The organism is Leifsonia sp. TF02-11 (assembly GCF_017565305.1).
Lineage (GTDB): Bacteria > Actinomycetota > Actinomycetes > Actinomycetales > Microbacteriaceae > Leifsonia.
Window position 1 is genome coordinate 12,387 of record NZ_JAGEKP010000026.1, and the last position, 16,707, is coordinate 29,093.

14 protein-coding genes and 1 pseudogene are annotated in these 16,707 nt (G+C 62.0%); 13 read left to right on the forward strand and 2 right to left on the reverse strand.

Annotated elements, in window-relative coordinates; all coding sequences use genetic code 11:
- Positions 1-13 precede the first annotated feature (13 nt).
- The 5 genes from JNB50_RS22860 to JNB50_RS22880 all read left to right on the forward strand — a co-directional run bounded on the left by JNB50_RS22860 (position 14) and on the right by JNB50_RS22880 (position 4,339).
- Entirely contained in the window at positions 14-1,288 is a 1,275-nt protein-coding gene (locus JNB50_RS22860) for a cytochrome P450 (RefSeq protein ID WP_208042393.1), read from the forward strand.
- Between the two features lie 9 nt (positions 1,289-1,297).
- On the forward strand, positions 1,298-2,152 hold the full coding sequence (locus JNB50_RS25890; RefSeq protein WP_208042394.1) for an AraC family transcriptional regulator: 855 nt from the start codon (positions 1,298-1,300) through the stop codon (positions 2,150-2,152).
- Positions 2,153-2,279: 127 nt separating this feature from the next.
- Positions 2,280-3,260, forward strand: a complete 981-nt coding sequence (locus JNB50_RS22870) for an aldo/keto reductase (RefSeq protein WP_243768877.1) — start codon at positions 2,280-2,282, stop codon at positions 3,258-3,260.
- The gene (locus tag JNB50_RS22875; RefSeq protein WP_208042395.1) at positions 3,257-3,988 is read left to right on the forward strand and encodes a creatininase family protein; all 732 of its coding nucleotides are present in this window, start codon (positions 3,257-3,259) and stop codon (positions 3,986-3,988) included. Before JNB50_RS22870 ends, JNB50_RS22875 begins: the two co-directional genes overlap by 4 nt.
- 12 nt (positions 3,989-4,000) lie before the next feature.
- Entirely contained in the window at positions 4,001-4,339 is a 339-nt protein-coding gene (locus tag JNB50_RS22880; RefSeq protein ID WP_208042396.1) for an L-rhamnose mutarotase, read from the forward strand.
- Positions 4,340-4,423: 84 nt separating this feature from the next.
- Here the strand turns inward: JNB50_RS22880 and JNB50_RS22885 are convergent, their stop codons facing one another.
- Both JNB50_RS22885 and JNB50_RS22890 read right to left on the reverse strand, forming a co-directional pair.
- A complete protein-coding gene (locus JNB50_RS22885) occupies positions 4,424-6,172 on the reverse strand; it encodes a right-handed parallel beta-helix repeat-containing protein (protein WP_208042397.1) in 1,749 nt (582 codons plus the stop codon).
- Positions 6,173-6,375: 203 nt separating this feature from the next.
- Positions 6,376-7,395, reverse strand: a complete 1,020-nt coding sequence (locus JNB50_RS22890) for a LacI family DNA-binding transcriptional regulator (RefSeq protein ID WP_208042398.1) — start codon at positions 7,393-7,395, stop codon at positions 6,376-6,378.
- A gap of 316 nt (positions 7,396-7,711) precedes the next feature.
- Between JNB50_RS22890 and JNB50_RS22895 the strand changes: the two genes are divergently transcribed.
- The 8 genes and pseudogenes from JNB50_RS22895 to rhaI all read left to right on the forward strand — a co-directional run.
- Positions 7,712-8,947: a glycoside hydrolase family 99-like domain-containing protein gene (locus JNB50_RS22895; protein WP_208042399.1), complete on the forward strand. Its 1,236-nt coding sequence runs from the start codon at positions 7,712-7,714 to the stop codon at positions 8,945-8,947.
- On the forward strand, positions 8,944-9,261 hold the full coding sequence (gene rhaM / locus JNB50_RS22900) for an L-rhamnose mutarotase (protein WP_208042400.1): 318 nt from the start codon (positions 8,944-8,946) through the stop codon (positions 9,259-9,261). The genes JNB50_RS22895 and rhaM overlap by 4 nt, the downstream gene beginning before the upstream one ends.
- 16 nt (positions 9,262-9,277) lie before the next feature.
- Positions 9,278-10,738, forward strand: a complete 1,461-nt coding sequence (locus JNB50_RS22905) for an L-fucose/L-arabinose isomerase family protein (RefSeq protein ID WP_208042401.1) — start codon at positions 9,278-9,280, stop codon at positions 10,736-10,738.
- Positions 10,739-10,814: 76 nt separating this feature from the next.
- Positions 10,815-12,146, forward strand: coding sequence for an ABC transporter substrate-binding protein (locus JNB50_RS22910; protein ID WP_208042402.1), 1,332 nt, complete (start codon positions 10,815-10,817; stop codon positions 12,144-12,146).
- Between the two features lie 50 nt (positions 12,147-12,196).
- A complete protein-coding gene (locus tag JNB50_RS22915; RefSeq protein WP_208042403.1) occupies positions 12,197-13,144 on the forward strand; it encodes a carbohydrate ABC transporter permease in 948 nt (315 codons plus the stop codon).
- A gap of 5 nt (positions 13,145-13,149) precedes the next feature.
- Complete coding sequence (locus tag JNB50_RS22920) at positions 13,150-13,941, forward strand: carbohydrate ABC transporter permease (protein WP_208042404.1); 792 nt, start codon at positions 13,150-13,152, stop codon at positions 13,939-13,941.
- 39 nt (positions 13,942-13,980) lie between these two features.
- Complete coding sequence (locus JNB50_RS22925) at positions 13,981-15,129, forward strand: glycoside hydrolase family 99-like domain-containing protein (RefSeq protein WP_208042405.1); 1,149 nt, start codon at positions 13,981-13,983, stop codon at positions 15,127-15,129.
- Positions 15,130-15,546: 417 nt separating this feature from the next.
- Positions 15,547-16,491: pseudogene (gene rhaI, locus JNB50_RS22935) on the forward strand (L-rhamnose isomerase); the annotation flags it as partial.
- Between the last annotated feature and the right edge of the window lie 216 nt (positions 16,492-16,707).

Below are 16,707 nucleotides of genomic sequence, written 5' to 3' on the forward strand. Positions count from 1 at the left end.
GAGGAGAAAGACCATGACCAACACGGCATCATGTCCCTTCCACCGTTCACTTCCGGGCGATGGAACTCCACTGGAACCGTCGCCGCAGCTGAGTGAGTGGCGGGCGTCCGGGCCGCTGGCTCCACTTGACTATCAGGACGGGCACGAAGGCCTTGTCGCGGTGCGCTACGACGCTGCGACGGCTGTGCTTCAAGATCCGCGCTTTTCAATGCGTCCCGCACGGATGCCCGTCGGCCCAGAGACTGTCGGTGGGGGGACTACTGAGAGCTCCGCTGTTCCTCTTGAGCTTCCGGGCGACCTTGATGCCACCGCACACCAATCTGAGCAGCTTAATCTGCTCACACTCGACGGTGCAGAGCATGCAAAGCTTCGGCGCGCCGCCGCGCCGCGGTTCTCCGTACGGCAAGCTCGTTCCCGCGAACCGTGGATTCGGGCGATGGTGGCCGAGCAGATCCACCAGCTTCGGCATCGTGGACCCGTTGTCGACCTGTGGCGTGACTTCGCAATGCTCATCTCTGCACGCACCCATTGCCATGTCATCGGTGTGCCCGAGCAGAACTTCGACACGTTCGTCGAGCTGTTCGTTGAGCCTTCGACCGCGCAGCAGAAATACGACTTCATTCGTCAGCTGCTCATCGAGCGCAAGGATAGCCCCGGCGAGGACGTCATCACGGACCTGCTGGCGAACCCGGAACTGAACGCGGTGGAGATCGAGGGCCTGCTGCGGCTGCTCATGGGCGCGGGACGCGATTCCGTCGCCTATCTGATCGCCACTGCAGCCGTCGCCTTACTGACCAACCCGAGTGAGCTGGCGCAGCTGCGCGAGGACCCGGAGCGAGTTGGGCCGGCCGTGGAAGAGTTCATGCGCGTTGGGGCCATGTTCGTTACCCTGTTCGCCCGTACGGCACTAGAGGACGTCGTGATCGATGGCGTAACAGTCCCCGCGGGAACGTCCGTGTCAGCCTCCCCGGTGGCGGCGAATCGCGATCCGCAGCATTGGGGCGCGGACGCCGAGGAATTCCGTGTGGCACGCGATGCCTTCGGACACTTGGGATTCGGGTACGGAATTCACGGCTGCATCGGGCAGCAAGTGGCGCGGGTCGAGATCCGGGAAGCGATCACCGCTCTGCTCCTGGCTTTTCCCGAAGTGGAGCTGCTGTCGGCGCAACAGCTCGAACCGATGCCGTTCGCGCATCCCGTCGCGGTCTATGAAGCCGGCGAGGTCCTCGTGCGCCTATATAGGCAATCCGAGCAGGCGCACGGCAGGACAGTCTCGGCCGCGCACTAGGATCTTTGTGTGGCCGAGGACGACCCGGTGGTGGTGGGCGCGAACCGTTATAGGTTCTCGCCGGGCGAACGGATCCTCAACCCGCACGTGATGAGCGTCTCCTTCATTTGGGTACTCAGCGGCTCCGGGGAGATCCTGGCGGGCAACCGGCGCTTCCTGGTTGAGGCTCAGCACATAGTACGTCTGCCATGGCATCACCGAGTTGAATATCAAGCGGATCTGCGCGGGCCCTTCCACGTAGGAACCCTTCACGTTGTCCCGCGGCATGCTCGGAATGCTCCCGTAATCCCGCGGGTGGCGCATCTGCCGGGCGATCCGTTGCTACTAGATCCGGCACGGAACGGCGATGGGACCGAGTTTCATCCGGGACTGACCTCCACGCGCAATAGCGCCGCACGCCGGATCGTGGAATATGGCACCATCGCGATCGAACGGCTCGGCGAAGACTCTTTCGATGAGGACTATTTTCGGGCGCTCGGTCGGCTCATCATGCTCGAAAACGCGGAATGGGTTGATCGGCACGGGCATCAGTCGACGCTGCCCGGCACCCTCGAGCTGATGATGACCTTCATCCGGCACCACATCGCCGAGCCGCTCACGGTCGCTCGCGTCGCCGAATCGGCACGCTGTAGCGAGACAACCGCGCAACGCCTCTTCACGCGCTACACCGGAGAGACTATGCAGTCCTGGATCCGCCAAGTGCGCTTACGAGAAGCTGCCGCGCTATTGCGCACAACCGGACTGCGAGTAAACGAGATCGCTCAACTGGTCGGCTATGCCGACCCGCTGTATTTCTCACGTGCCTTTCGCCGCGCCTACGGCGCGGCACCCAGCCGCTTCTCCCAAGCCGAACTCCGGCCCTGACACCATCTAGTTCCGCGCCTGTTTTGTCCATGATTCGGTGGCTCATGCACCAGTCGGCAAAGCGCAGCGACCCGTAACGTCGAATCAATGGGCGCAGACCTGCGCTCCTAGACCTGTGGGAGCGTGGATGGCAGTGCACCGTCGACCGTTCGGTCGTACCGGGTGGAACGTTAGTGAAGTGGCGTTCGGCGCCTGGCAGCTAGGCGGCCAGTGGGGCCCCGTTGATGACAATGCCTCTGTTCGGGCCCTCCTTGGTGCTTACGAGCGGGGCGTGAACTTCGTCGACACCGCCCAGATGTACGGCGTCGGACACAGCGAAGAGGTGGTCGGGCGATCCCTGCGGCACTGGACCGGCGAACGCATCTACGTGGCGACCAAAGTACAACCAACCAGCTGGCCACACCCGGACGAAGACGATCCGGACATCCGCGCGGCATACCCGCCGGCGTACCTGCGGAATCAGATCGAGGGGTCTTTGCGCCGTCTGGGCCAGGAACGACTCGACCTCATTCAGCTGCACTGCTGGATGCCAGGAGGAGTTGGCGACCAAGAGTGGCTCGTCACCCTGCACGAATTGCGCGACGAAGGCAAGATCGACCGAATCGGCGTCTCTCTCCGTGACTACCGGGCCGACGAAGGTGTGGCCATCGCGAGGTCCGGTCTCATCGATTCCATACAAGTCATCTACAACATCTTCGAGCAGACGCCGGAAGCAGAACTCCTCGCAGCTGCTGCCTCATCCCAAACCGCGATCATCGTTCGCGTCGCTCTCGACTCCGGATCTCTCAGCGGTGCCTGGACCGCAGACACCTACGACCAGTGGGCGGACGGCTCACAACTCAAAGAGATGTTCCGAGGAGACCGCTACCAAGAAACATTGCGACGCGTCGCAGAAGTGCGCGCACTCACTGACCAGTACTACGAGGCCCTCGACGAGGTGGCAATCCGCTTCGTGCTTGACCCGCCCGAAGTCTCGACCGCCATCATCGGCATGTCAAACGCGAGAAGGATCGACCGCAACCTCGGATTCAGTGACGGTCACAAACTCGCCACGGGGCTTCATGAAAAACTCGCCGGCTACCAGTGGAAGCGGAACTACTACGTATGAATGCCCCCACGTCTGATGCCGCCATCGAGAGCCTCAACCCCAACGAAATCGCCGAACGGCTCACTCACGCATCGATCGCCTACCTGCCGCTCGGTTCGCTCGAGTTCCACGGCCCACACCTGCCCATCGGGCTGGACGCGCTGACAGCACGTGGCGTTTGCCTCGCCGCTAGCAACCGGACGGGCGGCATCGTTCTGCCCGCCGTATACTTCGCCGTCGGGGGTGAACACACCTACTACCCATGGACACTCATCTCCCGTGAGCCCGGGCAAATTGAAACGCTCCTCTCCGAGACGCTCGCGCGTCTCAACGACCTTGGGGTGAGGCGAGCAGTGCTGCTCAGCGGGCACTTCGCCCCAGCTCAGCAGGAACTTATAACGCGAGTGGCGGACACCTGGAACACCCGCGAAACAAGGCTGCGCGCGGTCGCACGAACACTCGCCCAAGCAGCCAACGCGCCGGTAGCACCGGACCACGCCGGACAGTTCGAGACTCTTCTCTTGTATGCTCTCAATCCGAACCTGGTCAAACTTCACCGGCTCCCGGACCAACGCGTCTTTCCTGCACCCGAAGCCGAGGACCCGTTCGGCCCGGCCCGTCACAACGAGAGCCACCCGTTGCACGGCATCTTCGGCCCCGATCCTCGCACCATCGACTTCCACGAGGCTGGTCCGTTGCTCGAGCACTTCGTGGGGTGGGTGGCCGACTTGGCAACTCGCAACGAATAGCAGGAGACGACAATGCGTATAGCGTTCCGCATCCAATTGAAGCCAGAACTCGTGGACGAATACGTCGCCCGCCACACCCCCGTGTGGCCGGAAATGCTGGCCGAAATTGCCGCCAGCGGCCGGCGCAACTACTCCATTTTCCTCGACGACGGCGCGGTCCTGTTCGGCTACTACGAAACCGACGACGAAGAAGCTTCCCGGGCGTACCTGGCCGCATCGCCAATCGCCGCTAAATGGGAGGCCTCGATGGCCGCGTTGTTTGCCGGCAACGTTGGTCGCATCGATCAGACGGCTCGACCGCTTCGAGAGGTATTCAACCTGACTGACCAGCTGAACCGGGAGACCCTGTAGAAGCTACCGCCAGGGGGCGAGCTCTCTATCTCAATTCCGAACCAAGAGGGAGCGCCGACTGAGTCGGCGCTCCCTCTATTTGCCTCAGTAGCTGATGGAGGGGATCCAACTGACGAGGTCCCCAGAGACGTCGTGGCTCGGGCCAGCGAACACGACGAATCGGATGATGTCGCCGGCATTCACCGTTTGGTCCACGTCTGTCGCAAATCCGTTTGTGTCACCGGCCGGCAGCGACTTGTAGGTGAGGTAATCAGGGCTGCTTGGCCAGATAGCTGCACCGTTGCGCTCGATGAGGGCTTTGACACCGTCGCCGCCGGTCGCGTCCTTGAACACCTGCCCTCGGATGTGAACTGTTCCTGAAGAAGAGGCCGTCCAGGTACGGGCGACCCAGAGATTGGAAGATCCCGCCTGCAATTCGAAGTTTCCAACGAATGCGCCGTCGCTCGCCTCCCACTGATTGACGCCAGAGTTGAAGGTAGGCAGGTCGGCCCATCCTCCAGAGCCCGTGTAGCCCTGCTGACGCCAGCCTTTGCTTCCCTGCGTTGATGTGAACTGCATAGCGGAAGCATTCTCCGCGGTTACGGCCGTGTTGCCCGTCACAGTGAACAGGCTGGAAGCGGCGCTTCCGCTGGCGCTGCTAAGGAAGCCGTTCGGTGAGCTTGCGTAGACGTTATTCGAAATTGTGCCGCTCGCGGGCGTCCCGGAGCTGGCGTAAATGGCGATCTGACCGAGCTGAGAGCCGGCAGCGCCGCCGTTGTTGTAGAAAGTGTTGCCGTCGACCATATTATTCGTGTTCGCACCGCCGGAGCCGCCGTTAGCAAAGTTCAGGTACTCGATGCCGGCCCCAGCATTGTTGCCGAAGTAGTTTCCGCTCACACGAATGTTGTCTGTTACTCCTTCGATGTCCAACGCAGTCTCATCGTGCGAGCCCGTGTTGTTCATATTGATGAACACGTTGTTAGCGAAAACCGCGTCACTGACGTCATATACAAAGTTGCAGGTTGTTCCCTGGGACTCGGCGACGTGTCCGCTGCAGTCGACGTAACTGCTGACGAAGTGCAGGTTGGAGGTGGGCTCGAATGCAAAGAACGGCGCCTTAGAGGCATGTGCGTAGACCTCACTCACGAAGACGTCGCTGATAGCTGATGCGGGCTGCGTGGGGTAAGAGGCACCTGTGGCCGTGCCGACAAGGTAGATGGCGGCAGTGTTGGTTGCCTCCAGGTTGCGGATCGTTATTCCCGAGATGACAGACGAGCCGGCTGATGGGGATGGAGCACCGCCGATGTCTACCGTGATGGCGGCACTGTTGTACAGCCTGGGGTCATCGGACTGAGCGGGGCTTCCGTGGAAAATCGTTTGGATGTCGTGCGCGTATACGCGTTCGAAGTCCAAGCCCTGATGACCTGTCGTTGTGTAATTGACGAGGATACCTTCGCCGGCGGTGGAGAGTTCGACGTCCTGTACGCGCCAGTAGTCTGGATTTGTGAGGACGATGGTCCGGTCACTCGCGACGCCGCTACCCTTGATGATTGGTCGCGACCCGGTCCCGTATGCACCGATGGTGATCCAAGCGCTCGATGTCCCGACGCCGGTGGGCTTGAGCGCTTGTTGGAAGGTGTCGCCCCGTTTCAGCAGCAGTTGGCTGCCGGCGGCGAAGGTGTTGGAATTGGCTGGACCGAAGGTGCACCAGGGCGCGGTCGACGAGCCCGGCCCGCTGTCCGAGCAGGATCCCGATGAGTTGTCCACGTAGTAGGTCCCTGAGAGGGTCGCGGCCACTGCCGGCGCGGTGGCCGCCAGGCTTGCACCGATCGTGAGTGCCGTCGCGACCGCCACGACGAATACCCTAATAGGCCTGGCGTGCAGTATTTGGCGACGACCAACGTTGTTCTTCATGGTTTCCTTTCGACGCTGAAGTGAAACTGTTTACTGCGGTTGGTTCGTCACCTTACGCGCATTGCGCGGCGAAGGTCCAGAGTTACGGCATCGAGGGGGAAAAATCAAATTAAACAATTACACCGCGCTGGTTGTCAGACTTTTCAGCCGCGGTGCCCCACGGTCGATTCGCGCACGATCAAGCGTGGCTGGAAGACGGTGCGGGTATGTTGATGGCCGCTCTGTGACTCGCTCATGAGCAGATGCGCTGCCGTGCGGCCGATCTCATATTGAGGCACAGCGATGGTGCTTATGGGAATGGAGGCGAGCTCAGTCTGATCGGTGTTCGCATAGCCGACGACCGCTATATCCTCGGGAACTCGGATGCCCAAGCGAGCAAAGGTGCCACACACGGCGAGTGCGAGAGAGTCCGAAGCGCAGAACACTGCCGTGGGGCGTTCAGACAGCGCTGCGATTCGCGCTCCTACTTCCGCTCGCGCCGCAATGCTAGTGCCTGATGCGTCGATCCGCTGCAGAGACAGCTCAGCCAAGCAAGCCGCGCGGACGGCGCCTAACGCACCAGCGAACCGGTCTCGCATTTGCCGTTCGCCACCCGGCCCACCCACGAAGGCGATGCGTTTGTGTCCGAGACTTATCAGGTGCTCCACAGCGAGGAAGCCTCCGCGGACATCGTCCGTTGATACCCCACATGCATCGTAATCAGACTCGTCAGCGCCGAGTAGAACTACTGAGGACCCGGCATCGCGTAGGCGATCGAGATGGGATTCCCCCGCACCAGTAAAGGCCGGATGCACAATAGCTCCCACGATTCTCATGGTCGCGAGAGCCTCTACATACTGCTTCTCGCGGGTGAGATCACCACCAGTGTTGCAGGAAATGAGCACGCAACCCGATTCTCGAGCGACATCTTCAATTCCGCGAGCCACCTCCACGAAGTATGGATCAGGCGCGTCGATGGAGATAAAGCCGACCGCCGCGCTTCTGCCTCCGCGCATCATCCGGCCAGCGATGCTAGGGACGAATTTAAGTTCCTGCATCGCGCTTTCGATCCGCGCTCGGGTCTTAGATGCGACGGGCTTGGCGTCATTGAGGTAGTTCGACACGGTCGCCACCGAAACGCCGGCGCGGTCGGCGACATCGCGCATTGTCGAGATCTGCTTCACGCTTTCTCCGATGAATTGTTGGTGCGATCCTAGTGCCCCGGCGCCCGGGACGACGCACCTTCGGCGATTTCGATATGGAGACGTCCTTGATGAGGGCACAACGGCCGCTGGTATCGAGTCCCTAGTTTAACGCTTTATCAAAGCTGGATAATTGGTGCTTGCATCTCGCGTAAATCAACGGTAAACAGTTTAACTAATCCGCTATTGCGCGGAGTTTTAGCTTTCAGGACGAAGGGGTTCTTCGACGACGTGAACGCGTCGCGGTGGCCCGTCCTGGCAGAGACGCAGCAGTTCGGCGGGAAGAGGACCACAACGCATGACCCTGACAAACGACCAGCTTTCACACGCTCAGCTGCGGCGACCGTTAATTCCAACGGACCAGCGAGCGGTTGAGCCGGCCGCTGCTCGAGCACTCGGTGAAGATCCGGACCTGCTGGTCTACTACTTCCCGCAGTGGCACACCGACGAGCTCAATTCTCGTATGTGGGGCGAGGGCTGGACCGAGTGGGAACTGCTGCGCCGGGGCCAGCCACAGTTCGACGGCCACGTGCAACCCAAACGACCCTTCTGGGGCGAGACCGACGAGAGCGACCCGGCAACCGCCGCTCGCATCGTCGCGGCGGCGCTTGATCACGGCATCACAGGTTTCATCGTCGACTGGTACTGGTTTGATAACGCGCCCTTCCTCAATGGGTTCCTCGACCGCGGGCTCCTGGCTGCGGACGGTATCGACGATTTCCGCTTCGGTCTGATGTGGGCTAACCACGACTGGAACGACCTCTACCCCGCTGTGAGCAGCCAGCCGGCGCGCATGTTGCCCGCACCCAATAGCCGGTACCACGCGAAGACCGCCGCAGTCCATCTGATCGACACCTACTTCATCCACCCCAGTTACTACACCGTCGACGGTGGCAAGTACTTCTCCGTGTATGACGTGATGAGTTTCGTCGAAGGCCTTGGCGGAATAGAGGCCGCCATCCAGTTCCTGTCCTGGTTCCGCGACGAGGCGCGAAATCGTGGTGCGGGGGAGCTTCACCTAAATGCAATCGTCACTCCCAACATTCCGAACCCGGGAAAGTTGCTGGGCGAAATCGGATTCGACAGCGCCACAAACTATACGTGGTGGCATCACTCCCCCAATGGGTTCGACACGCTTCCGACGACGACGTACGACCGAGCATTCGCCGCCGCTGAGCGAACGTGGGAATCCAGTCACGAGTTCTCCATCCCGTATTTTCCGAACGTGACGATGGGATGGGACCCGACACCTCGAACCGTTGAGTGGGATCACGCATCTGAGCGCGGCTACCCGTTCACCTCGGTTCTCGTGGACAACACCCCGCAGAATGTGGGGTCAGCCACGCGAGCAGCCCTTCTTGACGCGGCCCGCTCTGGTTCTGGGATTGTGACCTTCAACGCATGGAACGAGTGGACTGAGGGCTCGTACCTCGAGCCAGATACGGAGCACGAGTACGGGTATCTGGAGGAGATTCTGACTGCACGACAAGAGGTTCGGCAACTCCTTGCGGCTGACGCTCAGGCGGCGCAATGAGTGCCAGGATCGCGTTGACCCTGCAGGTACCTCACGAGGCTCTGTCCGAGTACGAGCGGCGCCACCAGCACATCTGGGACGAACTTACCCAGGCCATCAAAGACCAAGGCGGCAAGAACTACTCGATTTTTGCTGCGCCCCACCTCGATGTCGTCTTCAGTTACGTGGAGGTCGACGACGAAGCTGCTTGGCGAGAAAGCGCAGCGAGCGAGCTCACCCACCGGTGGTGGCAATACATGTCAGAAATCATGCCAACGAACTCCGACCTCTCCCCCATCTCGCACGAGCTCCCGCTCATCTTCCACCAGGACTAGGAATGAGAACCCGATAATGGTCACCCACTCCCTTTCCGTACGGGACCTTCTCTCCCCCAAAAAGCGCCGTGCGACTCGAATCGGTTTGGTCGCCGGTGGTCTGGCCGCGTACTGGCCTCAGTTCCCCGACCTTCTGCCCGAGCTGCAGCAATCCGCCCACTACGTCAGCACCCGGTTTCAGGCAATGGACGCCGAGGTTACCGACGTCGGTTTCATCTCCGATGCGCAAGAGGCCGCTATAGCCGCTGAACGACTCAGATTTGCGGACTGCGACCTGATCGTGATGTTCCTCACCACCTACCTGACCTCCTCAATGGTTCTGCCGATCGCACAGCGCACTAACACCCCTGTGTTGGTGATCGACCTGCAGCCCTCCCCCAAGATGGACCACGCAAACTTCGACACCGGTCGATGGTTGGCGTACTGCGGCCAGTGCCCGGTGCCTGAGGTGGGCAACGTCTTCCGCCGCGCCGGCATCCCCTTCCGCTCGGTCTCCGGATGGCTTGAGGACGAAAACGCATGGGAGCGCATCAGCCGGTGGATCACAGCCGCTAACGTACGCGCCGCCCTCCGCCACGGCCGCCACGGCCTGATGGGCCACCTCTACCCGGGCATGCTCGATGTCTCTACCGACCTCACCTCTGTCTCTACCCAATTCGGATCCCACGTCGAAGTGCTCGAATTTGACGACCTACGCGTCCGCGTCGAACAAGTCACCGATAACGAGGTTCGGGACCGCATGGACGTCGCCCGCCAAGTCTTCAGCCTTGACGACAGCGTTCAAGTGGAAGACTTCGCCTGGGGTGCACGCGTATCCGTTGGCCTCGATCGCCTCGTTGACGATTTCGACCTCGACACCCTTGCCTACTATCACCGCGGGCTGAACGCCGAGCAGCACGAACGGCTCGGCGCCGGTATGATCCTGGGCGCTTCCCTGCTGACCGCACGCGGGATCCCCGCCTCCGGTGAATACGAACTGCGTACTTCCCTGGCGCAGCTGGTCTCTGAAACTATCGGGGCCGGCGGATCATTCACCGAGATCCAAGCGCTGAACTTCGACGACGGCGTGGTCGAGATGGGTCATGATGGCCCCGCCCACCTCGCTGTCTCTTCTCGGGACCCCCTCCTTCGCGGTCTCGGCATCTACCACGGCAAACGCGGCTGGGGGGTCAGCGTGGAATTCGACGTCCAGCACGGCCCGGTCACCACGTTCGGTATCGGCCAAGACCGCGACGGCTCCTACGTTTTCATCGCCTCTGAAGGCACGGTCGTCCCGGGTCCGTTGCTGCAGATCGGGAACACGACCTCGCGTGTCGATTTCGGCATGGGTCCTGGCGAATGGGTCGATGCCTGGTCCGCCACCGGCATCGGACATCACTGGGCGTTGGCCACCGGTCACCGCGCCACCGACTTCCGGGCCGCCGCCGATCTGATCGGCCTTCCGTTCCGCCAGGTCAGCGCCCCGTTGCCCTTCTAACCCCGAAACGTCTCCCACACTAGAGGGGAGCCGCCCTGCACCACCCCCGCTACAGCGAAGTACTGGAGAACCCACAATGAAAACAACGCCCAAGTGGCTCACCCGAACCGCCGCCATCGCGGCGCTCGCCCTCGCCGCCGGTGGCCTGGCCGCCTGCTCGAGCAGCAACAACACCTCTTCCGACGCCAAGACCACTATCAACTGGTGGTCCTGGAACCCTGACGACAACCAGGCCAAGACCTACATCACGGCGTTCGAGAAGGAACACCCGAACATCACGATCAAGCACCGCTTCATCCAGTTCGCCGACTACGAGAACGCCGTCCGCCTGGGTGCCAGCTCAGGCTCCGGCCCGGACGTTTTCGGGCTGCAGGTCGGCACCATCGCCAACCAGCTGGCGCCACTGACCGCGGACCTCGACGCGCAGGCGAAGAAGCAGATCGGCTCGGACTACACCGACCAGCTGATCGCCACCGACCAGTTCAAGATCAACGGCAAGCAGATCGGCCTGCCGTGGATGATCGCCGGCGCTGGCGAGATCTGGTACAACAAGGGCACCCTCGACAAGGCCGGGATCTCGGCGCCCCCGAAAGACCTCGCCGAATGGCAGGCCGACTGCACCAAGATCGAAGCGCTCGGCCAGAAGTGCTTCGTCCAGGGCGCCAAGGACGACTGGGTGAACCTGGACGTCTACCAGATCATCGCCAACCAGATCAACCCGGGCGGGTTCTACAAGGCCATCGTCGGCAAGAGCAAGTTCGACAGCGCCGACTACATCAAGGCGTTCGATGACTGGAAGGCCCTGTTCGACAAGGGCATCATCCAGTCCGGCGCGCTGGCTACAACCCAGTACCCGGACGCCAACGACATGTGGCTGAAGGGCCAGGCCGCGATGATCGCCTTCGGCAACTGGAACAACAGCACGATGACCACCGCCGCTCTCTCTGGCCTGGCCTCCACATACGGCGACCAGGTCAAGTCGCAGACGTTCGTCGCCGCCCCGTTCCCGGACGTCGTCGGCGGCGCCAAGGAGACCGGTCGCCTGTTCGGTGGGCCCGATGTCGGTTGGGCGATTTCGGCGAAGAGCAAGAAGCAGGACGCCGCGTTTACCTTCGTGAAGTGGCTGACGGCCAGCAAGAGCGGTCAGACCCTCATGGGCGCCACCCTCGAGCAGCCAGCGTTGAAGTCGGTGCCCGTAGCGAAGACCGGTCTCGTCGACGCGTCCGTCCAGGGACCGGTGCTTGAGGAGCAGTCCAAGCAGCTGGCGAACCTGATCGGCCCGCGCCAGATCAGCAACGCCGACGTGCAGACCGCCCTCCAGCAGGCGCTGTCCTCCGTCGCCTCCGGGCAGATGAGCTCCAAGGACGCCGCCAAATCCGTTCAGGCGGCGATCGACGCCGCCAAGTAAAGGAAGGACACGGGGCCGCCGACACCCACGCCGGCGGCCCCACCCCTCTCATGAGCACCGAACTCGCCGCCGCACCCACAACCACCCACAGCACACGGCGCCCCCTCACCCGAGCCAGCAACCGCACCATCGGACAGAAGAAGTACGTCCCCTGGCTGTACCTCCTGCCTGCTCTCATCCTGATCGTCGGCGTCATCTACGTCGGGATCGGCTACACCGGCTGGGTCAGCACGCTGGACTGGAACGGCATCGACGCCAACCAGAAACAGGTCGGCCTCCAGAACTACCTCAAGATCGCCGTCGACCCCGTTTTCTGGGCCTCCCTGAGCCATGTCGCGATCTTCGGCGTCATCGCCATCGTCGTACAGATGGTCCTGGGCCTAATCATGGCCACCCTCCTTGCCGGCCGCTCCGTGTTCGGACGCCCCGTCTACAAGGTCCTGCTGTTCATCCCCGTAGTCCTCGCCCCCGCTGTCGTCGCCACGGCGTTCCGGGAGATCCTCGCGCCGGACGGCCAGTTCAATCAGCTGTTGCAGCACCTTGGGCTTGCCGGAGCAAACACCGCATGGCTGGCCGACCCGAACATCGCCCTTTACTCGTTGGCGGCGATCAACATCTGGCAGTGGACCGGGTTCAGCTTCCTGCTCTACCAGGCCGCGATCTCACAGATCGACACCAACCTGTTCGAAGCCGCCTCCATCGACGGGGCGAACAGCTTCCAAACCTTCCGCAGCATCCTCCTCCCGCAGCTCAAAGGCACCCACGCCACCCTTGCCCTCACCGGATGCATCGGCGCACTCAAGACTTTCGACATCGTCTACTTGACTACCGGCGGAGGCCCTGGCCGTAGCACCGAGTTCTTGACCACCTACATCTACAAGCAGGCCATCGAGCAGTACCACGCCGGCTACTCCGCCGCCCTGTCCATCGTGCTGCTGGTCCTTGCGCTCATCCTCACCAGCATCCAGATCCGTCTCTACCGATTCGGCGAGGAGTAACCCGCATGTTCGGCCGACCCACCCTCACATCCCGCATCACCAGCCAGGTGATCGTCACCCTGATCATCATCCCGTTCGTCCTGCCGCTGATCGCCATTGTCGCCAAGACCTTCGATGGGGCCGGGTTCGTTGACAACTACCTGGCCGTTCTCACAAAGACCCCGCTTCTGCAGTCCCTGTTCAACAGCGCCGTCATCGCCGCCGGGGTCATCGTTCTCGTCTACGTGTGCACCATGCTCGCCGGGTACGCGCTCAGTAAGATGCGCTTCGCGGGCAAAACGGTCATCTTCAACGCCATCCTCGTCGGCCTCGTCCTACCGACCATCGCGTTGATAGTGCCGTTGTTTATCTTCGTGTCCACCTTCGAACTGTTCAACAACTACCTGGCCGTGATCATCCCGTTGGCGACCACGATCATCCCCTTCACCCTGCTGCTGACCCGCAACTACCTCATCGCCATCCCCGACGAGGTCCTGGAAGCCGCCCGCATCGATGGATGCAACAGCTTCGGTGTCCTGATCCGGGTCGTCTTGCCCCTGGCTAAGCCCATTACCGCAGTGCTGATTGTCTGGGCGTTCCTGCAGTCCTGGAACGAGTTCTTCCTCCCCCTGCTGTTCCTGCCCGACCCGGACCTTGGCACCGTTACTACCATCCCGCTTTACTTCACCAGCACCTACGGCTCCGACCAGCCCAAGATCTTCGCCGCACTCGTGCTGATCAGCCTCCCGATCGTCATCGCCTATCTCGCCCTGCAGAAGTTCTTCGAAAAGGGCCTCTCCGCTGGCGCCATCAAATAGCGACTCTAAACACCCCACCACCCCAGGAGACCGCTCAGCATGACTCACCCCACCGAAATCGCTGCAATCTACTTCCCCAGCTGGCACAACGAGCCACGCCGCAACGACCGCCACCACGACGGGTTCACCGAATGGGAACTCATCCAGGCAGGACGGCCGCGCTTCGACGGCCACTACCAGCCACAGGTACCCACCCTCGGCTACCTCGATGAGACCATCCCCGAAAACATGCAGCGCAGCTGCGACCTCGCCACCCAGGCCGGCATCGACGCATTCCTCTGGGACTGGTACTGGTATGACGGCGCCGATTTCCTCAACCGCCCGCTCAACGAGACGTTCCTGGCCCTGCCCGACTCCGGGATCAAATTCGCGCTGATGTGGGCCAACCACGACTGGGTGCATGTGTTCCCCGCGCGCGTTGGACAGAAACCCGGATTCGTGTTCAAGGGCGGCATTGACCTGGCCGAGTTCACTCGCATGACCGACGTCATCATCGATCGCTACCTCACGCACCCGCAGTACTGGCGGATCAACGGCGCCGCCTGGTTCACCATCTTCCGCGTCAACGAACTCATCAACGGCGTCGGCGGGTTCCTCGCCGCAAAAGACGCCCTCGAGGGCTTCCGCCGCAGCGCCCGGGAAGCCGGCGCGGGCGAACTCCATCTGAACGCGATGGGCGGCTACGACGAATACACCGCTGCCCAGCTTGTCGAGCTGGGGCTGGACACCGTCGGAACCTACGGCTGGAACGCCCAATGGGAAAAGACACCACCCACGACCGTCACCTACGAGTACGAGCAGTGGCGCGCCAACGGGCAGCAGGAATGGGAAGATCTGCGAGCCGAGCACACGCTGGAAGTCATCCCCACCGTTGCCATGGGGTGGGACTCCTCTACTCGAGTACACCCGGACGACAAGCTTGAACTCTCAGAATGGCCGTACCTCCCGGTGGTCACCAACAACAGCCCAGAGGCCTTCTCAGAAGCCATCACCGACGCCATCGAATTCACCAAGCACAACCCGGACACCAAAGTCGTCCTCGTGAACGCCTGGAATGAATGGACAGAAGGCAGCTACCTGGAGCCGGACAGTCGAACAGGCGACGCGCACCTCCAAGCCCTCGCTCGCGCCGTCGGTCGAACTCGAGCCGAGGTCACGGATCGCACAGGCATCCCAACTGCTGATTGACTCCGCGCTTACGACTAGAAGGTAAATCGATGTCCGTCACTGTTGTGGCTACATTCACACCCAAACCCGGAGCGGGCCCCCCATCGTCGATGCGTTCCGCAAGATCAGCCCGGAAGTCCACCAAGAGCAAGGATGCGAAATCTACGCCTGCAACGTAGAGTCCTCCGGCGAACGGGTGGTGATGGTCGAAAGCTGGGCGTCATACGACGACCTGGAAGCGCACGCAAACGGCGAACCCCTCCAAAAGCTGCGACGCCTCACCGACCCGCACGTCCAATTTCCCTACGACGTAATCATTCTCGACCCCCTCGTTCTTGGAGATCCTCTGAAGGGCTCCCTGCTTTAGCCCTTCCCCCGACTGACCGTTCGTTACTCGCAATCCGTCCTGAATCGATTCATTTTGAAAGGGCCTATGCCTTGACTACTTTCCACTCCATCTCCGACCGACTTGCCTTCCAGGCGATCGAACTGCCTTCGTGGGCGTTCGGCAACTCCGGTACCCGCTTCAAGGTGTTCGGCACTCCCGGCACCGCGCGCGATCCGTTCGAGAAGGTCTCGGACGCGGCACAGGTGCACAAGCACACCGGGCTTGCGCCGAGCGTCGCGCTGCACATCCCGTGGGACCGCGTCGACAGTTACGCCGACCTGCGCAAGCACGCCGAGGACAACGGCGTGCAGCTCGGCACGGTCAACTCGAACACGTTCCAGGACGACGACTACAAGTTCGGGTCGGTCACCCACCACGACGACCGCATCCGCCAGAAGGCGATCGACCACCACTTCGAGTGCATCGACGTGATGAACGAGACCGGGTCCCGCGACCTCAAGATCTGGCTGGCCGACGGCACGAACTACCCGGGCCAGGACTCGATGCGCGCCCGGCAGGACCGGCTCGCGGACAGCCTCCAGAAGATCTACGAGCGGATCGGCGAGGGCCAGCGCCTGGTGCTGGAGTACAAGTTCTTCGAGCCGGCTTTCTATCACACGGATGTTCCGGACTGGGGCACCAGCTACGTCCAGACGGCGGCGCTCGGCGACCGGGCGTTCGTCTGCCTCGACACCGGCCACCACGCCCCCGGCACGAACATCGAGTTCATCGTGATGCAGCTGCTGCGCCTCGGAAAGCTCGGCTCGTTCGACTTCAACTCGCGGTTCTACGCCGACGACGACCTGATCGTGGGTGCGGCGGACCCGTTCCAGCTGTTCCGGATCGTGTTCGAGGTCATCCAGGGTGGCGGCTACGGCAACCCGGACGTCGCGTTCATGCTCGACCAGTGCCACAACCTCGAGGCGAAGATCCCGGGCCAGATCCGCTCGGTGCTCAACGTGCAGGAGGCCACGGCGAAGGCGCTGCTGGTGGATGTTGTTTCTGACAGGTTGAAGTGGCCCAGGCTCGTCACCTCGATTTGGCCCAATGTGGGTCTTGTCGGTGTGGCTGTGACGGTTTGATTTGGCCAACCCCTGAGCGTGTTCTCGTTCGTATTGGACGAGGAGGGTCAGTTGGGGTCGAGAGTGGATCTATTTGCCGAGATTCGTCGGGCGGCGCGCGTCGAGGAGCTGCCGGTGAACGCGCTGTCC